This window comes from Actinoplanes sp. NPDC049265, assembly GCF_043197135.1.
Lineage (GTDB): Bacteria > Actinomycetota > Actinomycetes > Mycobacteriales > Micromonosporaceae > Actinoplanes.
Genome location: NZ_JBICSP010000017.1, coordinates 31,886 through 52,204, shown reverse-complemented (window position 1 = coordinate 52,204; position 20,319 = coordinate 31,886). Strand labels below are relative to the sequence as shown.

Below are 20,319 nucleotides of genomic sequence, written 5' to 3'. Positions count from 1 at the left end.
GTTTCCCGTCGGATCCGCGACAGTCCACTGGGGACGCTAAATCCGGCATGTACGTGTCACGGCGGCTGGCAGAATCGGAGCGTGATCAACACCGCTGACGCCGTGGGCCTGGCCGCCGGATACGCCCTGGATCTCGCCCTCGGCGACCCCCGGCGGTGGCACCCGGTGGCCGGCTACGGGCGCGCGGCCGGCCGGCTGGAGAACGAGCTCTACGCCTCGCGCCGGCGCAACGGCGTTCTCTTCACCACGCTGGCCGTCGGCGCGCCGGTGGCGGCCGCCGCGGCCCTGGCCTCGATCACCCGGGACCGGCCGGTGGCGCGGGCCGCCCTGGTCGCCGCGGCCACCTGGACCGTGCTCGGCGGCCGGACGCTGCGCCGCGAGGCCCGGACCATGGCCACCCACCTGGCGAACGACGACCTCGACGCCGCGCGCGGCCGGCTCGGGCATCTCTGCGGCCGCGACCCCCACGCGCTCGACCACGGGGAACTGGCCCGGGCCACGGTCGAGTCGGTGGCCGAGAACACCTCCGACGCCGTCGTCGCGCCGCTGTTCTGGGGTGCCGTCGCCGGCCTGCCCGGGCTGCTCGGCTACCGCGCCGCCAACACGCTCGACGCGATGGTCGGGCACAGATCCGACCGGTACGCCCGGTTCGGCACCGCCGCGGCCCGGCTCGACGACCTGTTCAACCTCGTGCCGTCCCGGCTGACCGGCCTGCTGACGGTCGGCCTGGCCGGTGACCGGACGGAGGCGTGGCGGGTGTGGCGGCGGGACCGCAACGACCACCCCTCGCCCAACTCGGGGCAGTGCGAGGCGGCCATGGCCGGGGCGCTGGGCGTACGCCTCGGTGGCCGGAATGTCTATTTCAGCCGCAGCGAGGTGCGCCCGTTCCTGGGCGACGGCCCGAAGCCGTCGGCCGCCGACATCAAGCGGTCGGCACGGTTGTCGGGCGCGGTCGGGGCGGCGTCCCTCGTGCTGGCGGCCGGGCTGCGGATAGCGTTCAGGGGTGCATGGGGGAGGACTGTTGGTCGCCGGGACCACCTCGGACGCCGGCAAGAGCGTGGTCACGGCCGGAATCTGCCGGTGGCTGCGCCGGCGCGGGGTGCGGGTGGCGCCGTTCAAGGCCCAGAACATGTCGAACAACTCGATGGTCGTGGTCGGACCGGACGGGCGCGGCGGTGAGATCGGCCGGGCCCAGGCGATGCAGGCGGCCGCCGGCGGCATCGCCCCCGACCTGCGGTTCAACCCGGTGCTGCTCAAGCCCGGCAGCGACCGGTCGAGCCAGGTGGTGCTGCTGGGCGAGGCGGTCGACACGGTCACCGCGGGCAACTACCGCTCGATCAAGCCTCGGCTGGCCGAGACCGCGTACGCCGCGCTGGCCGAACTGCGCGCCGAGTACGACGCGGTGATCTGCGAGGGCGCCGGCAGCCCGGCCGAGATCAACCTGCGGGCCGGCGACTTCGTCAACATGGGCCTGGCCGAGCGGGCCGGCCTGCCGGTGATCGTGGTCGGCGACATCGACCGCGGCGGGGTGTTCGCCGCCCTGCACGGCACTGTCGCGCTGCTCAGCGACGCCGACCAGGCCCGGGTGGCCGGCTTCGTGATCAACAAGTTCCGGGGCAGCCCCGAGATCCTCCAGCCCGGCCTCGACATGATCACCAAGGTGACCGGGCGGCCGGTCCTCGGCGTGCTGCCGTACGCGGACGACATCTGGCTCGACGGCGAGGACTCGCTGGCCTACGGACGAACGCTCGGCCGTCCCGGCCCGCCGCACGGCACCGAGTGGCTGCGCGTCGCGGTCATCCGCCTGCCGCGCCTCTCCAACGCCACCGACGCCGAGGCCCTGGCGACCGAGCCCGGGGTCCAGGTGCGGCTCACGGTCGAGCCGGCCGACCTGGCCGACGCCGACCTGGTGGTGCTGCCCGGTTCCAAGTCGACCGTCAGCGACCTGGCCTGGCTCCGCGACACCGGCCTGGCCGACGCCGTGCTCGCCCACGCCGCCCGGCGCCGGCCCGTCCTGGGCCTCTGCGGCGGCTTCCAGATGCTGGGCCGGGCCATCCACGACGACGTCGAGTCGCGGCGCGGCACCGTGCCCGGGCTGGGCCTGCTGCCCGTCGAGGTCACGTTCGGCCGCCGCAAAAACCTTTCCCGGCCCGATGGGTACGCGCTGGGCGCGCCCGTGACCGGCTACGAGATCCACCACGGGTACGTGTCCAGCGCCGACGCCACGGCACCGCTGATCACCTACGCCGACGGGCGGCCCGAAGGTGCCGTGGCCGGCGTGGTCAGCGGCACCCACTGGCACGGCGCCTTCGAATCCGACGAGTTCCGCCGCCGCTTCCTCACCACGGCGGCCCGGCAGGCCGGGAGGACCGGCTGGAAAGCGGCGCCGGGGACGAACTTCTCCGGCGTACGGGAAAAGGGTCTTGATCTTCTGGGTGATCTGATCGAGGAGCATCTGGACACCGGCGCGCTGTGGCGGCTGATCGAGAACGGCGCGCCGGCGGGCCTGCCGGTGCTGCCGCCGGGGGCACCGTGACCAGCGAACGCTTCGCCGACCTGGCCGCCGCCGGGCACAGCGTCCTCCCACGCCTGGGCGGCACCCGGCTGGTCGCCGTGGACGGGCCGAGCGGCGCCGGCAAGACCTGGTTCGCCAACCGGCTCGGCCGCGCCGCCAAGGCGCCCGTCGTGCACACCGACGACCTGCTCGACGGCTGGAACGACCAGTTCACCTTCTGGCACCGGTTCGAGGAATCAGTGTTATCCCCGATGCGCCGGGGGCTGACCGCCGCATACCGTCGCTACGACTGGACGTGCGGACGCTTCGGCGACGAGGTCGTGCGGGTGGAACCCCCGGATGTGCTGATCGTCGAAGGCGTGTCGTCCGCGCGCGAGGTGATCCGGCCCGAGCTGAGCCTGAGCGTGTTCGTCAGCGCACCGCCCGAGCTCTGCCGCGAGCGGGTCATCGAGCGCGACGGGGGACATGACGTTGCGTTTGCGGCGTACCTTGACCGGTGGCGGCGTGCCGAGGCCCGGCACTTCACCGCCGACGGCACCGCCGCGCACGCCGACCTGCTGGTCGACGGCACGGTCACCGGTGACGACGACCGGTACGAACGGCTCTGGCGGACCCCGCCGGGGTAGGCGACGATCAGCCGCGGACACGGCGGCGAAGGAGCGGGTGGACGATGACGACCGAGGACGAGAGCCGCCCGGCCCGGCGGCGGGTCACCCTCACCGGGATCAGCTCACGCGCCTGGGAGCACCCGGCCGACCGCGGGGCCCTGACCGCCCTGCGCGAGCTGCGCGGCTTCGATGACGTGGTCAAGGCGTTCTTCGGCATGTGGAACGAGCGGGCCTTCCGCCTCGCCTTCCTGGCCAACGCCATCCGCGTCGACCACCGGCAATATCCCTCGATCTACCAGCGCTTCACCGAGGCCGCCCAGACGCTCGACGTGGCCGAGCTGCCCCAGCTGTACGTCACCCAGGACCCGTCGATCAACGGTCAGGCGATCGGCATCGACAAGCCGTTCATCGTGATCACCACCGGTGCGGTCGACAAGCTCGACGACGAGGAACTGCGCGCCCTGCTCGGTCACGAGATCGGCCACGTCCGCTCCGGCCACGCCGTCTACAAGACGATCATGATGATCCTGACCAAGTGGGCCGCCAACCTGGCCTGGCTGCCGGTCGGGGCGATCGCGCTGCGAGCCATCATCGCGGCCATGTTCGAGTGGTGGCGCAAGGCCGAGCTCTCGGCCGACCGCGCCGGCCTGCTCGCCGGCCAAGACCCGGCCGCCTCGCTGCGGCTGCTGATGAAGCTGGCCGGCGGCGGCGACCTGACCCAGATCGACACCACCGCGTTCCTCGAGCAGGCGCAGGAATACGAGTCCGGCGGCGACCTGCGCGACAGTGTCCTCAAGCTGGGCATGACGATCTACTCCAGCCACCCGGTGCCGGTCGCCCGGGCCGCGGCCCTGCGCAAGTGGGTCGACTCCGGCGAATACGCGGCCATCCTCGGCGGCGAGTACCCGCGCCGCGACGGCGACGGCAACGCCTCGGTCACCGACGACGTCAAGGCGGCGGCCAATTCATACCGAGAGACCTTCAACGAGTCGCAGGACCCGCTGGTCGGGCTGCTGCGCAAGCTCGGTGACGGCGCCGCCGACCTGGCCGGGTCGGCCGCCCGCAGCGCCCGCACGTGGGGTCAGCGGCCGAACGGACAGGACGGCGACACCCCGCCCGCCTAGAACCCTTCGACATTCGCTCTCGGGGCGCTAAATCGCGCAAGAATTGGAAAGGTTCTAAAGTTCTGGCTTATGAGCCTCTCTGACGATGAGTTGCGCGCTGCGATCCGGCGCGAGATGCCCGGGGTCCGCGCCGACCTGGAAAACCTGATCCGCATTCCCAGCGTCGCGTTCCCCGGCTTCGACCACTCGCACGTGCAGCGCTCGGCCGAGGCCGTGGCCGAGCTGCTGCGCGGCTGCGGCCTCGAGACGCAGATCGTCCGGGAAGGCGGCGGCCACCCGGCCGTGATCGGCCGCAAGCCGGCCCCGCCCGGCGCGCCCACCGTTCTTCTGTACGCGCACCACGACGTCCAGCCGGCCGGCGACCCGGCACTGTGGCACGGGGCGCCGTTCGAACCCCAGGAACGCGACGGGCGGCTCTACGGCCGCGGCGCCGCCGACGACAAGGCCGGCGTGATGGCCCACGTCGCCGCGCTGCGGGCCTTCGGCGACGACCTGCCGGTCGGCGTGGTGGTGTTCGCCGAGGGCGAGGAGGAATACGGCTCCGAGTCGCTCGACGCCATCCTGCACGCGTACCAGGACGAGCTGCGCTCCGACGTGATGGTGATCGCCGACTCCGGCAACTGGGACATCGGCGTACCCGGCCTGACCACCTCACTGCGCGGCCTGGTCAGCCTCTTCGCCGAGGTCAAGGTGCTGAAGAACGCCGTGCACAGCGGCATGTTCGGCGGCGTCGTCCCCGACGCCCTGACCGTGCTGGCCCGCCTCATCGCCACCCTGCACGACGAGGCCGGCGAGGTGGCGGTGGACGGCCTGGCCGGCCGTGAGGGCGCCACCGTCGACTATCCCGCCGACCGGTTCCGCAGCGAGGCCGGAATGCTCGACGGCGTCCAGTTCACCGGCACCGGCACGATCACCGACCGCATCTGGACCAAGCCGGCCATCGCTGTCCTCGGCATCGACGCACCCGGCGCGGCCGAGGCGGCCAACGCGCTCCAGCCCTCCGCCCGCGCCAAGATCAGCGTGCGGCTGGCCCCCGGCGACGACGCGACCAGCGCGTACGCCGCGATCAAGGCCCACCTGGAGAAGAACGTCGCCTGGGGCGCCCGGGTCGAGGTCACCCCCGACACCGACGGCGAACCCACAGTGATCGACGCGACCGGTCCCGTCTACGACGCCGCGCGGGCCGCGTTCCGCGACGCCTGGGACGGCACCGAGCCGGTCGACATGGGCGTCGGCGGCTCGATCCCGTTCATCGCCACCTTCCGCGAGCTCTTCCCCCAGGCCAAGATCTTGGTCACCGGCGTCGAGGACCCGCAGTCGAACGCGCACGGCCCCGGCGAGAGTCTGCACCTGGGCGAGTTCGAGCGGGTCTGCCTGGCCGAGGCGATGCTGCTGCGCAACCTGCGCGGCTGAGCCCTAGGTCCTTTTCTCCGGCCGGCGCCACCTCCTTGGCGCCGGCTCGTCTTCTCTGGCGCCGTGCCTCTCCTCTGCCGCCGCCTCTCCTCTGCCGCCGCCTCTTCTCTGCCGCCGCCTCTTCTCTGGCGCCGCCGCCTCTTCGCAAGGCGCCGGCTCCCGATTCCTGGCTGGGCTTCCGATCTCTGGCTGGGCTTCCGATCTCTGGCTGGGCTTCCGATCTCTGGCTGGGCTTCCGATCTCTGGCTGGGCTTCCGATCTCTGGCTGGGCTTCCGATTCCTGGCTGGGCTTCCGATCTCTGGCTGGGCTTCCGATTCCTGGCTGGGCTTCCGATCTCTGGCCGAGCTTCCGATTCCTGGCCGGGCTCCCGATCTCTGGCCGGGCTTCCGATTCCTGGCCGGGCTCCCGATCTCTGGCCGGCTCCCTGTCTCTGGCGCTGTTGTGACGCATTCACCGTGACCGACCTCGGCCTCCTCGTTCCGTAGCAACCCGGATGGGTGATCTGGGCTTGCTTGCGTGATCATCAGGTTCTAGGATTCGAACATGCGTTCGAACGACTCGATCTCCCGCCTCCGCGCCGTCGTCACCGCGCTGGTGGATGTCGACATCTCCGGCTGGGACGACACCGCCCTCAACGACCACCTGGCCGAGCTCTCGTCCGCCCTCTGCGAGGTCGACGCCGAGCTGAGCCGAGTCGCCGACGCGGTCCGCGCCCGCGGCTTCCGCGTGGTCGAGCCGATAGCCGCATGATGAGCCGCCACCACCCCGCCGCCCTCGCGTTCGAGGTGGCGCCTCCCTGACCTCCGGCTGCACCCCCAGCCGGATCGGCGGGACCACTGTCCCCGTGGTTCCCGCCTCATGGATGGCCGGCCCGTCACCTGCCCACGAGCGGGCCGGCCATCCGCCAACGAGCTGCCCGAGCCGCCAGTCCTTTCCGGCGCGGGCACGACCCGGATCGTCCGGGCCTTCGATCCGGGCCGACCGCGGGCCGGGCCCGGCCACTCAACGGGGGAGTGCGCCGGGCCCGACCCCCGCCCCACCGAGCAACGTCACCCAACGTCCGCCGCCTACCTCGCCGTCGGGCTGCCCCGGCCTTGCGCCGCCCCGCTCCGTCCCGTGCCGCCGCGCCTGCGCCACGCTGGGATGCGCTGCCCCGCCCGCGTCGGGACGCGCTGCCCCCGCCCACTCCGCAGCCCCGCCGAGCGCCTCGCCGCGCCCTCTCACACCGCGCCGCACCGGCCTCGCCGTTCCGCCGATCCGGCCGCGCCGCCGCGGTCGGCCGGTCCCGGGCGGCGTCGGCCCGTGTCCGCCCACGACCACGCTTCACGCAGGGAAAATGTCGTAGGTAGCTGCCAGGATGGGCTCGTGCTCTTCGTTGATGTGGCGGCCACCTCAGCCGCCGTGAGTGGGACGTCGGGGCGCAAGGCCAAGGTTGAGTTGCTGGCCGATGCGTTGCGGCGGATGGAGCCGGCCGAGCTCGCCGCCGGTTCCGCCTTCCTGGCCGGCGAGTTGCGGCAACGGCAGACCGGCGTCGGCTACGCCAGTCTGCGGGACAGGCCGCCGCCGGCCGAGGTGGCCACGCTCACCGTGCGGGCTGTCGACGACGCGATTGCCGAGATCTCGGTGGTGGCGGGGGCCGGGTCGCAGGCTCGGCGGCGGGAGTTGCTGGGGGCGTTGTTCGGGGCGGCCACCGCGGACGAGCAGCGGCTGCTGGTGGGGCTGTTCGGTGGCGAGTTGCGGCAGGGCGCCCAGGCGGGACTGCTCGCCGACGCGGTCGCCAAGGCGGCGGCGGTGCCTCTGACGGCCGTACGCCGCGCATTGCTCTTGTCGGGGGATCTCAAGCAGGTGGCGGTGGCCGCGCTGGGCGGTGGGGCGGCGGCTCTGGGGGAGTTCTCACTGCGGGTGGGTACGCCGCTGACGCCGATGCTGGCCCAGAGCGCGCCGGATGTGGCGGCGGCCCTGCTGGCGACGGGGGCACCGGCCACGGTGGATGTGAAGCTGGACGGGATCCGGATTCAGGTGCATCGGTCGGGGGATGACGTTTCCGTGTTCACGCGGAGTCTGGACGACGTCACCGCGCGGCTGCCCGATGTGGTGGCGGCGGTGCGGCGGTTGCCGGGGCGTGAGCTGGTGCTCGACGGCGAGGCGATGGCGCTGGACGTGAGCGGGCGGCCGCGGCCGTTCCAGGAGACGTCGAGCCGTGCGGCGACCCGGCGAGAAAAGGGGGAAGGGCCCGTACTCACGCCGTGGTTCTTTGATCTGCTGCATGTCGACGGCACCGATCTGCTGGACGAGCCGGGGCGGGTGCGCTGGGCGGCGCTGGCCGAGTCGGTTCCGGGTGAGCTGATTGTGGGGCGGCGCACGGTCGAGACGGAGGGGCAGGCGGCCGAGGCGTTCGCGGCGGCGCTGGCGGCCGGCCAGGAAGGGGTGGTCGTCAAGGCGCGGGAGGCCCCATACGACGTGGGGCGGCGCGGTTCGGCCTGGGTCAAGGTGAAGCCGAGGCACACGCTCGACCTGGTGGTGCTGGCCGTCGAGTGGGGGCATGGGCGCCGCCGGGGGTGGCTGTCCAATCTGCACCTGGGGGCCCGGGATCCGCGTACCGGCGGATTCGTCATGCTCGGCAAGACTTTCAAGGGGCTGACCGACGAGTTGCTGCGCTGGCAGACGCAACGGTTCCAGGAGCTGGCGACCGGAGACAACGGCTGGGTGGTGACGGTGCGGCCGGAGCAGGTGGTGGAGATCGCCTTCGACGGGGTGCAGACGTCGCCGCGTTATCCGGGCGGGGTGGCGTTGCGGTTCGCCCGGGTGCTGCGTTACCGCGACGACAAGAAGGCGGAGGAGGCCGACACCATCGACATGGTCAAGGGCTTACAGGGCGGCGAGTGACCGGACGTAGTTGATCTGCTGGTGGATGGCCGCCACCTGGGCCTGGTCGGTGACCGGGATGCGGGCGACGTACTGCCGGGTGCCGTTGGTCACCGTGATCTGCACCGTGCCGCGCGCGATGGTCTCCTTGACCAGCAGGAAGAGCAGGCTGAAGACGGTGAGTACGCAGAAGCCGGCGACCGCGCAGATGATCGCCCACTGCGGGATGCGCTGCTCGTGGTGCCAGTAGTCGTGGACCTGCCAGTTCGACCCGGCCAGCGGGATGTCCCCGGCCGGCGTGTGGATCACGGTCGAGGTGACGCCGATCTCTCCGACCTGGACGATGACCGGGCCGGGCGGCAGCAGGTCGGCCGGGCTCTGATAGGGCTGCACCGGCGGTGATGGGTACGCCGGCGGTTGCGCCCCGGTGACCGGTGCGGTCGGCGGCACCGGCACTGGCTCACCCCAGGGGTCGCTCGGCGTGGAAGTCACCCCTGAACCCTACCGAGGTTCCCGCGTCGACGGGACCACCGTGGCGGCCCGGTCGGCGTCGGCGACCCGGTCCCGCGTCGGTCGGGGCCCCTCGCCGTGCGCCTCCTTGCGGGCCTGCCACCCGTACGCCAGCAGCGCCATCACCGCGAACAGCCACCATTGAACGGTGTATCCGCCGTTCTGCCACGCGTCCTCGTGGTCGATCGGTATGGCCAGGTATCCGGGTGCCGGCGCCGATTCGAGCAGGTAGGCGCCGTACAGCGGGTAGGGCATCTCGGCGGCCAGCTTGGGCACCGCCACCCGGCGAGTGTCGAGGCGCCCGTCGCGGCGTCCGATCGGGGCAGGCCTGCTTTCCGAGCGGTGCACCTGCCCGACCACGGTGACCGTGCCGGGGGGCGCGGCCGGGGCCACCGGCGCGGCGACCGCCCCGCCCTCGGCCGGCGGCACCCAGCCCCGGTCGACCAGGACGGCGGTGCCGTCGCCGAGGACCAGCGGGGTGAGGATCTCGAAGCCGACGCGCCCGTCGACGGTCCGCCCGCGGGCCTGGACCTCGTGCGCCGGGTCGTAACGCCCGGTGACGGTGACCTTGGTCCAGGCGAGGTCTTCACCGGGGGCGGGCCCGCTCGTGCCGACACCACTCGGACGGGTGAGGACGGTCGACATCGGCACGGGGGCGCCGGACGCGGCCGCGTCGATGCGGTGGTTGATCGAACTGCGCTCGTGATATCGGTGCAGCTGCCAGTTGCCGAGGAACACCATGACGACCGATGCGGTCACGGTGAGTGCCGCGGCGGCGAGCCAGCGCGGCGTCAGCAGGAACCGATACACCCTTCCGAGGCTACCGGGCACCCCAAGATCTCAGCGCGGGGGAGCGGTCCGGGTAGGGTGCGAGATCCAGTACGGACGTGGAGGGGGGAACTGGTAGTGACCGCTCAACCGCGACTCGTCGTGAGCGCCCCCGCGTCGGGGCACGGCAAGACCGCGATCGCTGTCGGGCTTCTCGCCGCGTACGCGTCGCGTGGGGTGCCCGCGGCCGGCTTCAAGGTCGGTCCGGATCACACCGACGCCGCGTACCTGGGGCTCGCCGCCGGCCGTCCGGGCCGCAACCTGGACACCCGCCTGGTCGGCTCCGCGCACATCGCCCCGCTGTTCGCGCACGGCGCGTCCGGTTCCCGGATCTCGGTCATCGAGGGCGCGATGGGCCTGTTCGACAGCCTGACCGGGCAGCCCGAGATCGACGGCACGGCCGCGGTGGCGGCCACGCTGCGCGCCCCGGTGGTCCTGGTGATCGACGTGGCCGCGATGGGTCATTCGGTGGCCGCGATGGTGCATGGGTTCCGCATGTTCGACGAGATGGTGCATCTGGGCGGGGTGATCCTCAACCGGGTGGCCTCGTCGCGGCACGAGCAGCTGCTGGGCAGCGCGCTGGACGACATCGGCATGCCCGTGCTGGGTGCGCTGCGCCGCGGTGACCTGCCCAACGTGCTGCCGGGCCGGGCTGAGGGCGTGGTTCCGGCCATGCACCGGACCTCGGAAGCGGCGCGGGCCGTGCAGGTGCTCGGTGAGGCGGTCGGCGGCGGCGTCGACCTGGACCGGGTGCTGCAGCTCGCGTCGTCGGCGCCCGCGCTGCCCGGTCCGGTCTGGTCGCCGGCCGAGGCGATCGGGTCGGCGCCGCCGGCCGGTCCGCGTCCGGTGATCGCGCTGGCCGGTGGACCGGGCGCGACGTTCTCCTACGCCGAGACGGCGGAGCTGCTGGTCGCGGCCGGTGCGGAGGTCGCGGTGGTCGACCCGTTGCGCGATGAGGAACTTCCGGCGGGGGTACGCGGACTCGTGCTCGGCGCGGGCTTCCCCGAGTCGTACGCCGGGGAGCTGTCGGCCAACCGCCGCCTCGCCGCCGAGGTCGCCCGGCGCGCCGCCGACGGCATGCCGGTGACCGCCGAGGGGGCCGGCCTGACCTGGCTGGTCCGCGACCTGGACGGCCTGCCGATGTGCGGGGTGCTGGACGCGAGCGCGCGCACCGGCGAGCAGATCGTGGCCGGCTACCGCGAGGCGTCGGCGCCCGCCACCTCGCTGCTGGCCCCGGCGGGTGCCCGGATCACCGGCTACAAGCAGGTGCGCGCGGTGGTCTCGCCGCGGGCCGGGGAGCGGCCGGCCTGGACCTGGTCGGGTACGCCCGAGGGCTTCGTCTGGCGCCAGGTGCACGCCTCCCAGCTGGGCATCCACTGGGCCGGCGCACCGGAGATCGCCCGCCGCCTGGTGCTGGCGGCGGCCCCGCGCCCCGAGATCGCGACCCAGCCGATCGAGCGGTCGCCCGAGCCACGCGAGGAACGGACGGCGGAACTGTCGGTCACGGCGATCACTGACGCCGAAGCCGACACGGCGGATGTCGTGACACGTCCGTAACCTGAGAGGAATACCTCCGCGCGGAAGAGAAGGAGGCTTACGCGTGGCTGACCAAGTTCCCCTGGACTTCGATCCCCCGGTCCGCCGGCTCCGGGCACTGTTGCTCGGTGTGGCCGACGAGGACCTGACCGCACCGACCCCGTGCCCCGACTGGACGGTCGGCGACCTGCTGCACCATTTGATGGGTCTGTCGTACGCGTTCGCCGCCGCCGCGCGGAAGGCGACCGACGTACCCGGCACCGACGGCCCGCCTCCGCAGCCCTCGGCCGCCGACCTGCCGACGCACTGGCGCAGCCGGATGCCGGTGTTGCTGGAGGAGTTGGCTACCGCGTGGAAGGACCCGGCCGCCTGGACCGGCACCGCGTCGGCGGGCGGCGTGACCATGCCGGCCGCCGAGCTGGGCCTGGTCGCGATGGACGAGGTCGTCATGCACAGCTGGGATCTGGCCCAGGCGACCGGTCAGGAGATGGCGGCCGACCCGCGGATCCTGGAGGCGTTGATGGAGTTCCTGTCGCGGGGCCCGGCCGAGGGTGTGCCGGGCATGTTCGGGCCGGCGGTGGCCACCGACGACGAGGCGTCGCTGCTCGATCTGGTGGTGGCCCGGGCCGGCCGCGACCCGGACTGGCATCGAACCGGCCGCCGTCGCCGCCCCGGCTTCACGTCCCCGTCAGCCGCCGCCGGCTGAGAGTGCCGCCGCCGGCTGGCAAACCTCAGTGGTAGCCCAGGGCGGTATTTCCCACTCGGACACCGCCCGGGGCTACCACTGGGAAGGCGCGTTCAGTCGCGGTCCCAGCGGTTCTTCTTGTGCTGGCCGGACTTCTTGCCGATGACCGAGGCCGGCGGTTCGGTGAACTTGGCCTTGGGCAGGCCCTTGAGCGCGTCCTTGAGGGTCTCGGCCACGGTGAACTTGGACATCGTGCTGCGCCCGCTGCCGACCAGGTCGTCGGGGTTGTCCGGGTCGGCGACGAAGGCAGCCGCGGCCAGCTGGGGCGTGAATCCGCAGAACCACGCCGTCTTGTTGCTGTCGGTGGTGCCGCTCTTGCCGGCCACCGGCCGTTGCAGCACCGCGTGGACCATCGGGGAGGTCTCCCAGCCGCCGCACTCGCCCTTGGCCGCGCCGTAGCCGGTGACGCACCGGGCGGCGTCGGTCGCCGCCAGCGCCACCTCCCGCTTGACGGCCTGGTGGCAGCGGGGCTTGGCCACGGGCACACCCTTGTACGCGGCCGGCTTGCCGTCCGGCCCGTTGATCGCCCGGACCGGCAGCGGTTCGCAGTACCGGCCCTGCGCGGCCAGCGTGGCGAAGACGTTGGCCATCTCGACCGGCGTGGCGTCGCTGACCCCGAGGGTGAACGAACCCCAGCCGCCGGCCCGGTCGGGTGCGGCCATCTTCCGGTCGATGTCCGTACGCCATTTGAGCCCGAGCCGCTCGGCCATCTTGACCGCCTTCTCCGAGCCGATCTTCTGCTCCAGCCACACGAAGTACGTGTTCACCGACTTGCCGAAGCCGCTCCACATGGTCTGCCGCCCGCTCATCGACTTGCTGGAGTTCTTCGGGCACCAGTGCCGGCCGCAGGCCGACGGGCCGGGCGAGGTGATGTATTTCGACCGGAACACCGGTGGCGCGTTGAACGACGTGGACAGCGGCAGCCCGGAGTCCAGGGCGGCGAGCAGGGTGAACACCTTGAACGTCGACCCGGCCTGGTAGCCGGCCATGTCACCGCCGCCGAGCAGCGGGTTGACCGTGTTCGGGTAGTTACCCTTGAGGCCTTCCCGGCGCTTGGCCCGGTCGGTGTGTTTGCCGTTGTCGCTCTGGTCGAGGGAGTACGTCCGGTTCACGGCCATCGCCGTGATCTGCCCGGTGCCGGGCCGGATCAGGACCTCGCCGTGCGCGTACTTGCTCTTGCGCTGCTCCTTGTCGAGCACATGGGTCAGCGCCGACCGCTGGATTCTCGGGTCGAGGCTGGTGATCACCTTGAAGCCGCCGCGGCGCAGCGTCTCCTCGCGTTCGGGCGGGTCGATGCCGAAGGCCGGCTGCTCCAGCCACCAGCTGCGGAAGTAGTCGCAGAAGTAACCCCAGTCGTTGAGCCTCTCGGGCACCGAGATGCAGTCGTTGGGCGGGGTGCTCAGCTTCAGTTTGATCTTGGCCTTCTTGGCGCTGGTGGCCTGCTCGGCGGTGATCACGCCCATCTTGAGCATCTGGTCGATCACGTAGTTGCGCCGCTCGGTCGCCGCGCGCTGGTCGTGCACCGCCGGGTCGTACGCCGACGGGGCCTTGACCAGTCCGGCCAGCAGGGCCGCTTCGGTGAGCGTGAGTTTGCCCGGCGACTTGGAGAAGAACACCTGCGAGGCGGCGTAGACCCCGTACGCACGGTGGCCGAAGTAGGCGCCGTTCAGGTAGCGCTCGAGGATCTCCTGCTTGCTGTGCCGCTTCTCGACCTCGATGGCCAGCCGCATCTCGCGCAGCTTGCGGGCGGTGGTCTGCTCGGTGGCCTCGATCGCCTGTTTCGGGGTCTTGGCGCCGTCGCGCAGGGCCATGCGCACGTACTGCATGGTCAGCGTGGAGGCGCCCTGGGACACACCGCCGGCCTGCTGGTTGGCGACGAACGCGCGGGCCACGCCCTTGGGGTCGACGCCGTGGTGCTCGTAGAACCGGGTGTCCTCGGACGCCACGATCGCCTGGGTCAGGTACGGCGACATGTCGGCCAGGTCGGTCGGCTTGCGGTGCTCCTCGTAGAAGGTCGTCAGCAGGGTCTTGCCGTCGTTGGCGTACACGTAGGTGGTCTGGGCCGCGGGGGCGACGGACAGTTCCTCGGGCATGCTCTGCAGGGCGTCCGACCCGGCCTTGATCCCGTAGCCGGCCATGGCGGCCAGGGGGTAGGCGAGGCCGGCGATGACGACCCCCGCGATCAGGCCCGCGCGGATGAGAGGGGCGATCCGGCCGACTGCGGAGAGGGGTCGATTCATCACTCTTCGAAGGTATGGCAAAAAGCCTCATGTACGGATCAAACGGCTGAAGTGAGAGGGACATCCCGGTTCCGGCATGCTGACCCCATGACGTACGACCTGGGCCACCATGGGGACACGGAGGTCGGGGCCGGGCTGATCGACCTGGCGGTCAACGTCCGCCGGGCGCCGATGCCGCGGTGGCTGGCCGAACCGATCGCGGCCTCGCTGACCGGGCTGGCGGCGTACCCGGACCAGAGCGAAGCGCTGACCGCCGTCGCGGCCCGGCACCGGCGCACCCCGGGCGAGGTGCTGCTGACCGCGGGCGCGGCCCAGGCCTTCGTGATCATCGCGCAGGCGTTGCGCGGGGTGCGGCGGCCGGTCGTGGTGCACCCGCAGTTCACCGAGCCGGAGGCGGCGCTGCGGGCGGCCGGGCACGAGGTCGAGCGGGTGCTGCTGACCGAGGCGGACGGCTTCCGGCTGGACGCGGGGCTGGTGCCCGCCGAGAGCGACCTGGTGATCGTCGGTAACCCGACCAACCCGACGTCGGTGCTGCACCCGGCGGCCGAGATCGCGAAGCTGGCCCGGCCCGGCCGCGTGCTGGTGGTGGACGAGGCGTTCGCCGACACCACGTTCCGGCCCGGGGTGACCGGCGAGCCGGAGTCCCTGGCGTCCCGCCGCGACCTGCCCGGCCTGGTGGTCCTGCGGAGTCTGACCAAGACGTGGGCGCTGGCCGGCCTGCGGATCGGGTACGCGCTGGCCGCGCCCGAGCTGATCGGGCGGCTGGCGTCCCCGCTGCCGCTGTGGCCCGTCTCGACGCCCGCGCTCGTCGCGGCCACGGTGATCGCCGGTGACCACGCGGTGGCCATGGAGCGTGCGATCGCCGAGCAGCTTGCCACGGAGCGTGCCTATTTGGTGGATGCGCTCCGTGGTGTGCCAGGCATCACGGTGGCGGGGGAGCCGGCCGCCGCGTTCGTCGTGATCCGACTCGGTGGGGCTGACAAAATCCGTGTTGAGCTGCGGGAACGAGGCTGGGCGGTGCGCCGGGGAGACACTTTCCCGGGGCTGGGCCCCGACTGGCTGAGAATCGCGGTGCGCGACACTGCCACGACGGACGCGTTCATCGAGGCGCTCAACGACGTGGTGCGAGCCGCGGACGAACCCGGCGAGAGGGAGCTGCTGTGAGCCTGGAGACCACCATCGCCGCGATCCGGCCGGCGGACGAGGCGGCCATGGCGGCGGCCCGCGAGCGGCAGGCCCGGCTGACCAAGCCGGCCGGGTCGCTGGGCGCGCTCGAAGACCTGTCGGTACGCCTGGCCGGCCTGGCCGGTCAGTGTCCGCCGCCGCTGCCCGAACCGGCCACCGTGGCCATCTTCGCCGGCGACCACGGCGTACACGCCCGTGGCGTCTCGCCCTGGCCGCAGGAGGTCACCGCCCAGATGGTGGCCAACTTCGTGGCCGGCGGCGCGGTGATCAACGCGTTCGCCCGGCAGAACGGCGCCGACGTGCTGGTCGTCGACGTCGGCGTGGCCCACCAGCTGTTCGGCGGCCCCAACCTGCTGGACGCGAACGTCCGCCACGGCACCCGCGACCTGACCGCCGAGCCGGCGATGACACCGGCCGAGACCCGGCAGGCGCTCGAGACCGGCGTCTCGGTCGCCCACGCGCTGATCGACGGCGGCGCCCGGTGCCTGCTCACCGGCGACATGGGCATCGGCAACACCACCCCGGCGGCGGCGCTCATCGCGGCGTTCACCGGGCGCCCGGCCGAGGACGTGACCGGCCGCGGCACCGGGATCGACGACGAGACGTACGCCCGCAAGGTCGCCGTCATCGCCGACGCGCTGGCCCGGCACACGCCCGACCCGGCCGACCCGGTCGCCGTGCTGGGCGCGGTCGGCGGGCTGGAGCACGCCGCGCTGGCCGGCTTCCTGCTCGGTGCGGCCGAGCGCCGCGTCCCGGTGATCGTCGACGGCGTGATCGCCGCCTCCGCCGCCCTGGCCGCCGCGGCGCTGGCCCCGGACGCGGTCGCCGCGATGGTCGCCGGGCACCTCTCGGCCGAGCCGGGCGCGGCCGTCGCGCTCGCCCATCTCGGCCTCACCCCCCTGCTCGATCTGGGCCTGCGCCTGGGCGAGGGCACCGGCGCCCTGCTCGCCCTGCCGATCGTGGCCGCCGCGGTCCGCGTCCTGCACGACGTCGCCACCTTCGACAGCGCCGGAGTATCGGAAAAGTGAACAACCTGTACCCCCTCGCACTTCGCCTCGACGGCCGCCGGGTGCTCGTGGTCGGCGGCGGCGCGGTGGCCACCCGGCGGATGCCGGCCCTGCTCAGCGCCGGTGCCCGGGTCGAGGTCGTGTCGCCCGAGCTGACCCCGGCGCTGCGTGCGCTGGCCGACCAGGGCCGCATTCGGTGGACCGCGCGTCCGTTCACCCCCGACGACGTTCTGGGGGCGTGGCTGGTGCAGGTGGCGGTCGACGACCCCGTGGCGGCGGCCGAGGTCAGTGCCGCGGCCGAGGAGGATCGGGTCTTCTGCGTACGCGCGGATGACCGCGACGCCGCGACCGCCTGGACACCGGCCGTCACCCGGCACGGCGAGATCACCGTGGCGGTCACCGACAGTGGCGATCGCCGTCGCGCCATCGGCGTCCGTGACCTGGTGGCGGGCGCGTTGGAGGCGGCGACCGCGGCCGAGCCGATGCCGCCCGGGGTGGCCCTGGTCGGGTCCGGGCCGGGCGACCCCGAGCTGATCACCGTGCTCGGCCGGCGTCTACTGGCCGCGGCCGACGTGGTGGTGGCCGACCGGCTGGTGCCCGGCCCGCTCCTGGCCGACCTGCGTCCGGACGCCGAGTTCGTGGACGCCGCCAAGATCCCGTACGGCCCGTCGGCCGCGCAGGAGGAGATCAACCGGATCCTGGTCGACCGGGCCCGGTCCGGGAAGTTCGTGGTGCGGCTCAAGGGCGGTGACCCGTACGTCTTCGGGCGGGGTGGCGAGGAGGCGATCGCCTGTGCCGAGGCCGGAATTCCGGTGCGCGTGGTCCCGGGCGTGACCAGTGCGGTCGCGGCGCCCGCGCTGGCCGGCATCCCGGTCACGCACCGCGGGGTGGCGCACGAGTTCACCGTGGTCTCCGGTCACGTGGCCCCGGACAGCGAGGCGTCGCTGGTCGACTGGGCGGCGCTGGCCCGGATGCGCGGGACTGTGGTCGTACTCATGGGATTGAAGAATTTGCCGTTGATCGCCGAGGCGCTGATCAAGCACGGGCGCGACGCGGCCACCCCGGCCGCGGTGGTGCAGGAGGGCTCGACCGAGGCGCAACGCAGCCTGCGTGGCACGCTCGGATCGATCGCGGCCGAGGCGGCCGAGGCCGGCATCCGCCCGCCCGCGGTCGTGGTGATCGGAGAAGTCGCCGCGGTCGTGGCGTGAATCTTGTGACCGGGGGGTAACTCACCGCCATGGATGCCAGACCACAGATGATGGTGACCGCGGTCGTCCTCGACTCCGCCGACGCGAACGAGCTGGCCGGCTTCTACCAGCGCCTGCTGGGCTGGTCGGTGATCCAGGAGAAACGGGGGTGGGTCCGGCTGAGCGCGCCGGCCGGCGGCGCGGGGCTGTCCTTCCAGACCGAGAGCGATTACGTACGCCCGGTCTGGCCCGCGAGCCCCGGCGACCCCCAGATGGGCGCGCACCTGGACATCCAGGTGGCCGATCTGGAGGAGGCCGGGTCCCACGCCGAGAAGGCCGGCGCCGTTCTCGCCGAGTTCCAGCCGCAGGAGGACGTCCGGGTCTTCCTCGACCCGGCCGGCCACCCCTTCTGCCTCTATCTCTAGGGCTGGTCCGGGGTCGAGAGGTCGGCCGCGTCGGACAACTCGTCCAGGAAGCTCTTGGCCCAGGCGGCGACGTCGTGGCTGCGCAGGTGCCGCAGCATGGTCCGCATCCGGCGCTTGAGATCGGCCGGCTCGGCCCCGACCGCCCGCAGCAGCGCGTCCTTCACGCCGTCGGGGTCGTGCGGGTTGCACAGGAACGCCTGCCGCATCTCGGTCGCGGCCCCGGCGAACTCGCTCAGCACCAGCGCGCCACCACGGTCGGCCCGGGACGCGACGTATTCCTTGGCGACCAGGTTCATGCCGTCGCGCAGGGGCGTGACCATCATGATGTCGGCCGCCGCGTAGAGTGCCGCCAGTTCCGCCTTGGGCATCGACTGGTGCAGGTAGTGCACCGCCGGCACGCCGACCCGGCCGAACTCGCCGTTGATCCGGCCGACCTCGCGCTCGACCCGCACCCGCAGCGTCTGGTAGTGCTCGACCCTTTCCCGGCTGGGCGTGGCGACCTGCACCATCACCGCGTCGCCGACCTTGAGCTTGCCGTCGGCCAGCAGCTCGCGGAACGCCTTGAGGCGCAGCTCGATGCCCTTGGTGTAGTCGAGCCGGTCGACGCCCAGGATGATCGTCTCGGGGTCGCCCAGCTCGGCCCGGATCTCCTTGGCCCGGGCCTGCACCTTGGGGTCGGCGGCGAGCCGTTCCATGTCCTTGGTGTCGATGCTGATCGGGAACGCGCCGGCCTTGACCTTGCGCCCGTCGACCTGGATCGACTGCCCCTCGTAGCGCAGGCCGAGCAGATGCCGGGCCAGGCGCACGAAGTTCTGCGCGGCCAGCCGCTGCTGGAAGCCGACCAGGTCGGCGCCGAGCAGGCCGCGCAGCACCTCGGCCCGGAACGGCATCTGCATGAACAGCTCGATCGGCGGGAACGGGATGTGCAGGAAGAAGCCGATCCGCAGGTCGGGGCGAAGTTCGCGGAGCATGGCCGGTACGAGTTGGAGCTGGTAGTCCTGCACCCAGACCGTGGCGCCCTCCTCGGCGACCTCGGCCGCGGCCTCCGCGAAACGCTGGTTGACCAGCCGGTATGTCTCACGCCAGCGACGCTTGTAGACCGGCGTCTCGACGGCATCGTGGTAGAGCGGCCAGATCGTGGCGTTCGACTGGCCCTCGTAGTAGCGCTCGAGCTCGTCGTTGCTGAGCGGCACCGCGTGGATGCGGATGCCCTCCAGCTCGAACGGCTCCGGAGCCTCACCGTCGCCACCGGCCCAGCCGATCCAGGTGCCCTGGTGTTCGGCGAGGACGGGGTGCAGGGCGGTGACCAGACCACCGGGACTGGGCCGCCACTGCCGCTCGCCGTCGTCGTTGATCACCTCATCGACGGGCAGACGGTTGGCGACAACGACGAAGGAACTTCGTTCGGCCACGCTGAGTGCACCTCCGGGTCGTAGCTAGTTCCCACCGGTGAGCCTACTGTGCGTAGCTGGATGTGGGGTCCCCGGTTGTGGCGGCCGGGTGGCATCCTGATCCGGTGAGCGTGTCCGATGATCTTCCCCCGCCACGACGGCCACTGTTCTTCCCTGTGGTCATCGCCACCACGTTTCTCTGCATCATCGGCATCTCCGCCGGCATCCTGCTCGCCAACGACCGCGACCGTCGCGAGGCGCTGAACCCGGTGAACAACACCCCGGACGTCGGCACCTCGCAGTCGACCGGCGTGCAGCCGGAAACCTCGCAACCGTCCGAGACGCCGACGCTCAATGGCGAGCCGTGCCGTCAGGAGACGCTCGACGCCGCGGCAAAGGCCGGATACCCCGGACCGCTCGTGATAGTCGTGCACATCAAGACCGAGCGGTCGGACGTCTACATCTGCAAGGACGGGTCCGGCCACTTCTTCTACCACGCCAACAAGATCGGCAACCAGGGCGACGAGTGGGTCGAGGGTGAGACCGCCCTGTTCGTCGACGACGTCCAACGCCGGTCCAAGGACTACCTGGCCACGGCCAACGATGGCACCACCCTGTCGGTGAACAAGGATCGTCTCCTGATCACCCACCACAACGACGGCCGCAAGGAGACCCAGCCGGCCCTGTCCTAGGACCCGTCTCACATTCAGTCCCGGTCGAAGCGCCCCGGAAGCGAATT

Annotated in this window: 18 protein-coding genes; 14 read left to right on the top strand and 4 right to left on the bottom strand. The window is 72.2% G+C overall.

Features of this window, described 5'->3' with window-relative positions:
* The first annotated feature begins 84 nt into the window (after window positions 1-84).
* From ACGFIO_RS32715 to ACGFIO_RS32685, 7 genes are all read left to right on the top strand, one after another.
* Complete coding sequence (locus ACGFIO_RS32715; protein WP_392832484.1) at window positions 85-1,179, top strand: cobalamin biosynthesis protein; 1,095 nt, start codon at window positions 85-87, stop codon at window positions 1,177-1,179.
* On the top strand, window positions 1,073-2,536 hold the full coding sequence (locus tag ACGFIO_RS32710) for a cobyric acid synthase (RefSeq protein WP_392832481.1): 1,464 nt from the start codon (window positions 1,073-1,075) through the stop codon (window positions 2,534-2,536). The genes ACGFIO_RS32715 and ACGFIO_RS32710 overlap by 107 nt, the downstream gene beginning before the upstream one ends.
* Window positions 2,533-3,141, top strand: a complete 609-nt coding sequence (locus ACGFIO_RS32705; protein WP_392832166.1) for a uridine kinase — start codon at window positions 2,533-2,535, stop codon at window positions 3,139-3,141. Before ACGFIO_RS32710 ends, ACGFIO_RS32705 begins: the two co-directional genes overlap by 4 nt.
* Before the next feature lie 44 nt (window positions 3,142-3,185).
* Window positions 3,186-4,247: a M48 family metallopeptidase gene (locus tag ACGFIO_RS32700; RefSeq protein ID WP_392832164.1), complete on the top strand. Its 1,062-nt coding sequence runs from the start codon at window positions 3,186-3,188 to the stop codon at window positions 4,245-4,247.
* A gap of 69 nt (window positions 4,248-4,316) precedes the next feature.
* A complete protein-coding gene (locus ACGFIO_RS32695; RefSeq protein WP_392832162.1) occupies window positions 4,317-5,660 on the top strand; it encodes a dipeptidase in 1,344 nt (447 codons plus the stop codon).
* A gap of 544 nt (window positions 5,661-6,204) precedes the next feature.
* On the top strand, window positions 6,205-6,411 hold the full coding sequence (locus ACGFIO_RS32690; RefSeq protein ID WP_392832159.1) for a hypothetical protein: 207 nt from the start codon (window positions 6,205-6,207) through the stop codon (window positions 6,409-6,411).
* Window positions 6,412-7,026: 615 nt separating this feature from the next.
* Window positions 7,027-8,547: an ATP-dependent DNA ligase gene (locus ACGFIO_RS32685; RefSeq protein ID WP_392832157.1), complete on the top strand. Its 1,521-nt coding sequence runs from the start codon at window positions 7,027-7,029 to the stop codon at window positions 8,545-8,547.
* Here ACGFIO_RS32685 and ACGFIO_RS32680 read toward each other — a convergent pair.
* Together ACGFIO_RS32680 and ACGFIO_RS32675 are read right to left on the bottom strand one after the other, a co-directional pair.
* Entirely contained in the window at window positions 8,530-9,018 is a 489-nt protein-coding gene (locus ACGFIO_RS32680; protein WP_392832154.1) for a hypothetical protein, read from the bottom strand. The two genes, ACGFIO_RS32685 and ACGFIO_RS32680, sit on opposite strands and share 18 nt — an antisense overlap.
* Window positions 9,019-9,027: 9 nt before the next feature.
* On the bottom strand, window positions 9,028-9,846 hold the full coding sequence (locus ACGFIO_RS32675; protein ID WP_392832152.1) for an SURF1 family protein: 819 nt from the start codon (window positions 9,844-9,846) through the stop codon (window positions 9,028-9,030).
* Between the two features lie 96 nt (window positions 9,847-9,942).
* Between ACGFIO_RS32675 and ACGFIO_RS32670 the strand changes: the two genes are divergently transcribed.
* Window positions 9,943-11,421 (top strand): cobyrinate a,c-diamide synthase, encoded by a 1,479-nt coding sequence (locus ACGFIO_RS32670; RefSeq protein WP_392832149.1) that lies wholly within the window; start codon window positions 9,943-9,945, stop codon window positions 11,419-11,421.
* A gap of 43 nt (window positions 11,422-11,464) precedes the next feature.
* Window positions 11,465-12,106 (top strand): TIGR03086 family metal-binding protein, encoded by a 642-nt coding sequence (locus tag ACGFIO_RS32665; RefSeq protein WP_392832146.1) that lies wholly within the window; start codon window positions 11,465-11,467, stop codon window positions 12,104-12,106.
* A 92-nt stretch (window positions 12,107-12,198) separates the two neighbouring features.
* Here ACGFIO_RS32665 and ACGFIO_RS32660 read toward each other — a convergent pair whose 3' ends face one another.
* Entirely contained in the window at window positions 12,199-14,388 is a 2,190-nt protein-coding gene (locus ACGFIO_RS32660) for a transglycosylase domain-containing protein (protein ID WP_392832143.1), read from the bottom strand.
* A 48-nt stretch (window positions 14,389-14,436) separates the two neighbouring features.
* Here ACGFIO_RS32660 and cobC point away from each other — a divergent pair, with 48 nt between their 5' ends.
* Genes cobC through ACGFIO_RS32640 form a run of 4 tightly spaced genes read left to right on the top strand, consistent with a single transcriptional unit; the run spans window position 14,437 to window position 18,189 of the window.
* Window positions 14,437-15,549, top strand: a complete 1,113-nt coding sequence (gene cobC / locus ACGFIO_RS32655) for an Rv2231c family pyridoxal phosphate-dependent protein CobC (RefSeq protein ID WP_392832141.1) — start codon at window positions 14,437-14,439, stop codon at window positions 15,547-15,549.
* Window positions 15,546-16,598, top strand: a complete 1,053-nt coding sequence (cobT, locus tag ACGFIO_RS32650) for a nicotinate-nucleotide--dimethylbenzimidazole phosphoribosyltransferase (protein ID WP_392832139.1) — start codon at window positions 15,546-15,548, stop codon at window positions 16,596-16,598. The genes cobC and cobT overlap by 4 nt, the downstream gene beginning before the upstream one ends.
* Entirely contained in the window at window positions 16,595-17,785 is a 1,191-nt protein-coding gene (gene cobA / locus ACGFIO_RS32645; protein WP_392832136.1) for a uroporphyrinogen-III C-methyltransferase, read from the top strand. The genes cobT and cobA overlap by 4 nt, the downstream gene beginning before the upstream one ends.
* A 29-nt stretch (window positions 17,786-17,814) precedes the next feature.
* Window positions 17,815-18,189 carry a VOC family protein gene (locus ACGFIO_RS32640; RefSeq protein ID WP_392832133.1) on the top strand — a complete coding sequence of 125 codons (375 nt, stop codon included), beginning with the start codon at window positions 17,815-17,817 and terminating at the stop codon, window positions 18,187-18,189.
* Here the strand turns inward: ACGFIO_RS32640 and ACGFIO_RS32635 are convergent.
* Window positions 18,186-19,601: a trehalose-6-phosphate synthase gene (locus ACGFIO_RS32635; protein WP_392832130.1), complete on the bottom strand. Its 1,416-nt coding sequence runs from the start codon at window positions 19,599-19,601 to the stop codon at window positions 18,186-18,188. The two genes, ACGFIO_RS32640 and ACGFIO_RS32635, sit on opposite strands and share 4 nt — an antisense overlap.
* Window positions 19,602-19,705: 104 nt before the next feature.
* Between ACGFIO_RS32635 and ACGFIO_RS32630 the strand changes: the two genes are divergently transcribed.
* Window positions 19,706-20,272 (top strand): hypothetical protein, encoded by a 567-nt coding sequence (locus tag ACGFIO_RS32630; RefSeq protein WP_392832127.1) that lies wholly within the window; start codon window positions 19,706-19,708, stop codon window positions 20,270-20,272.
* Window positions 20,273-20,319 lie beyond the last annotated feature (47 nt).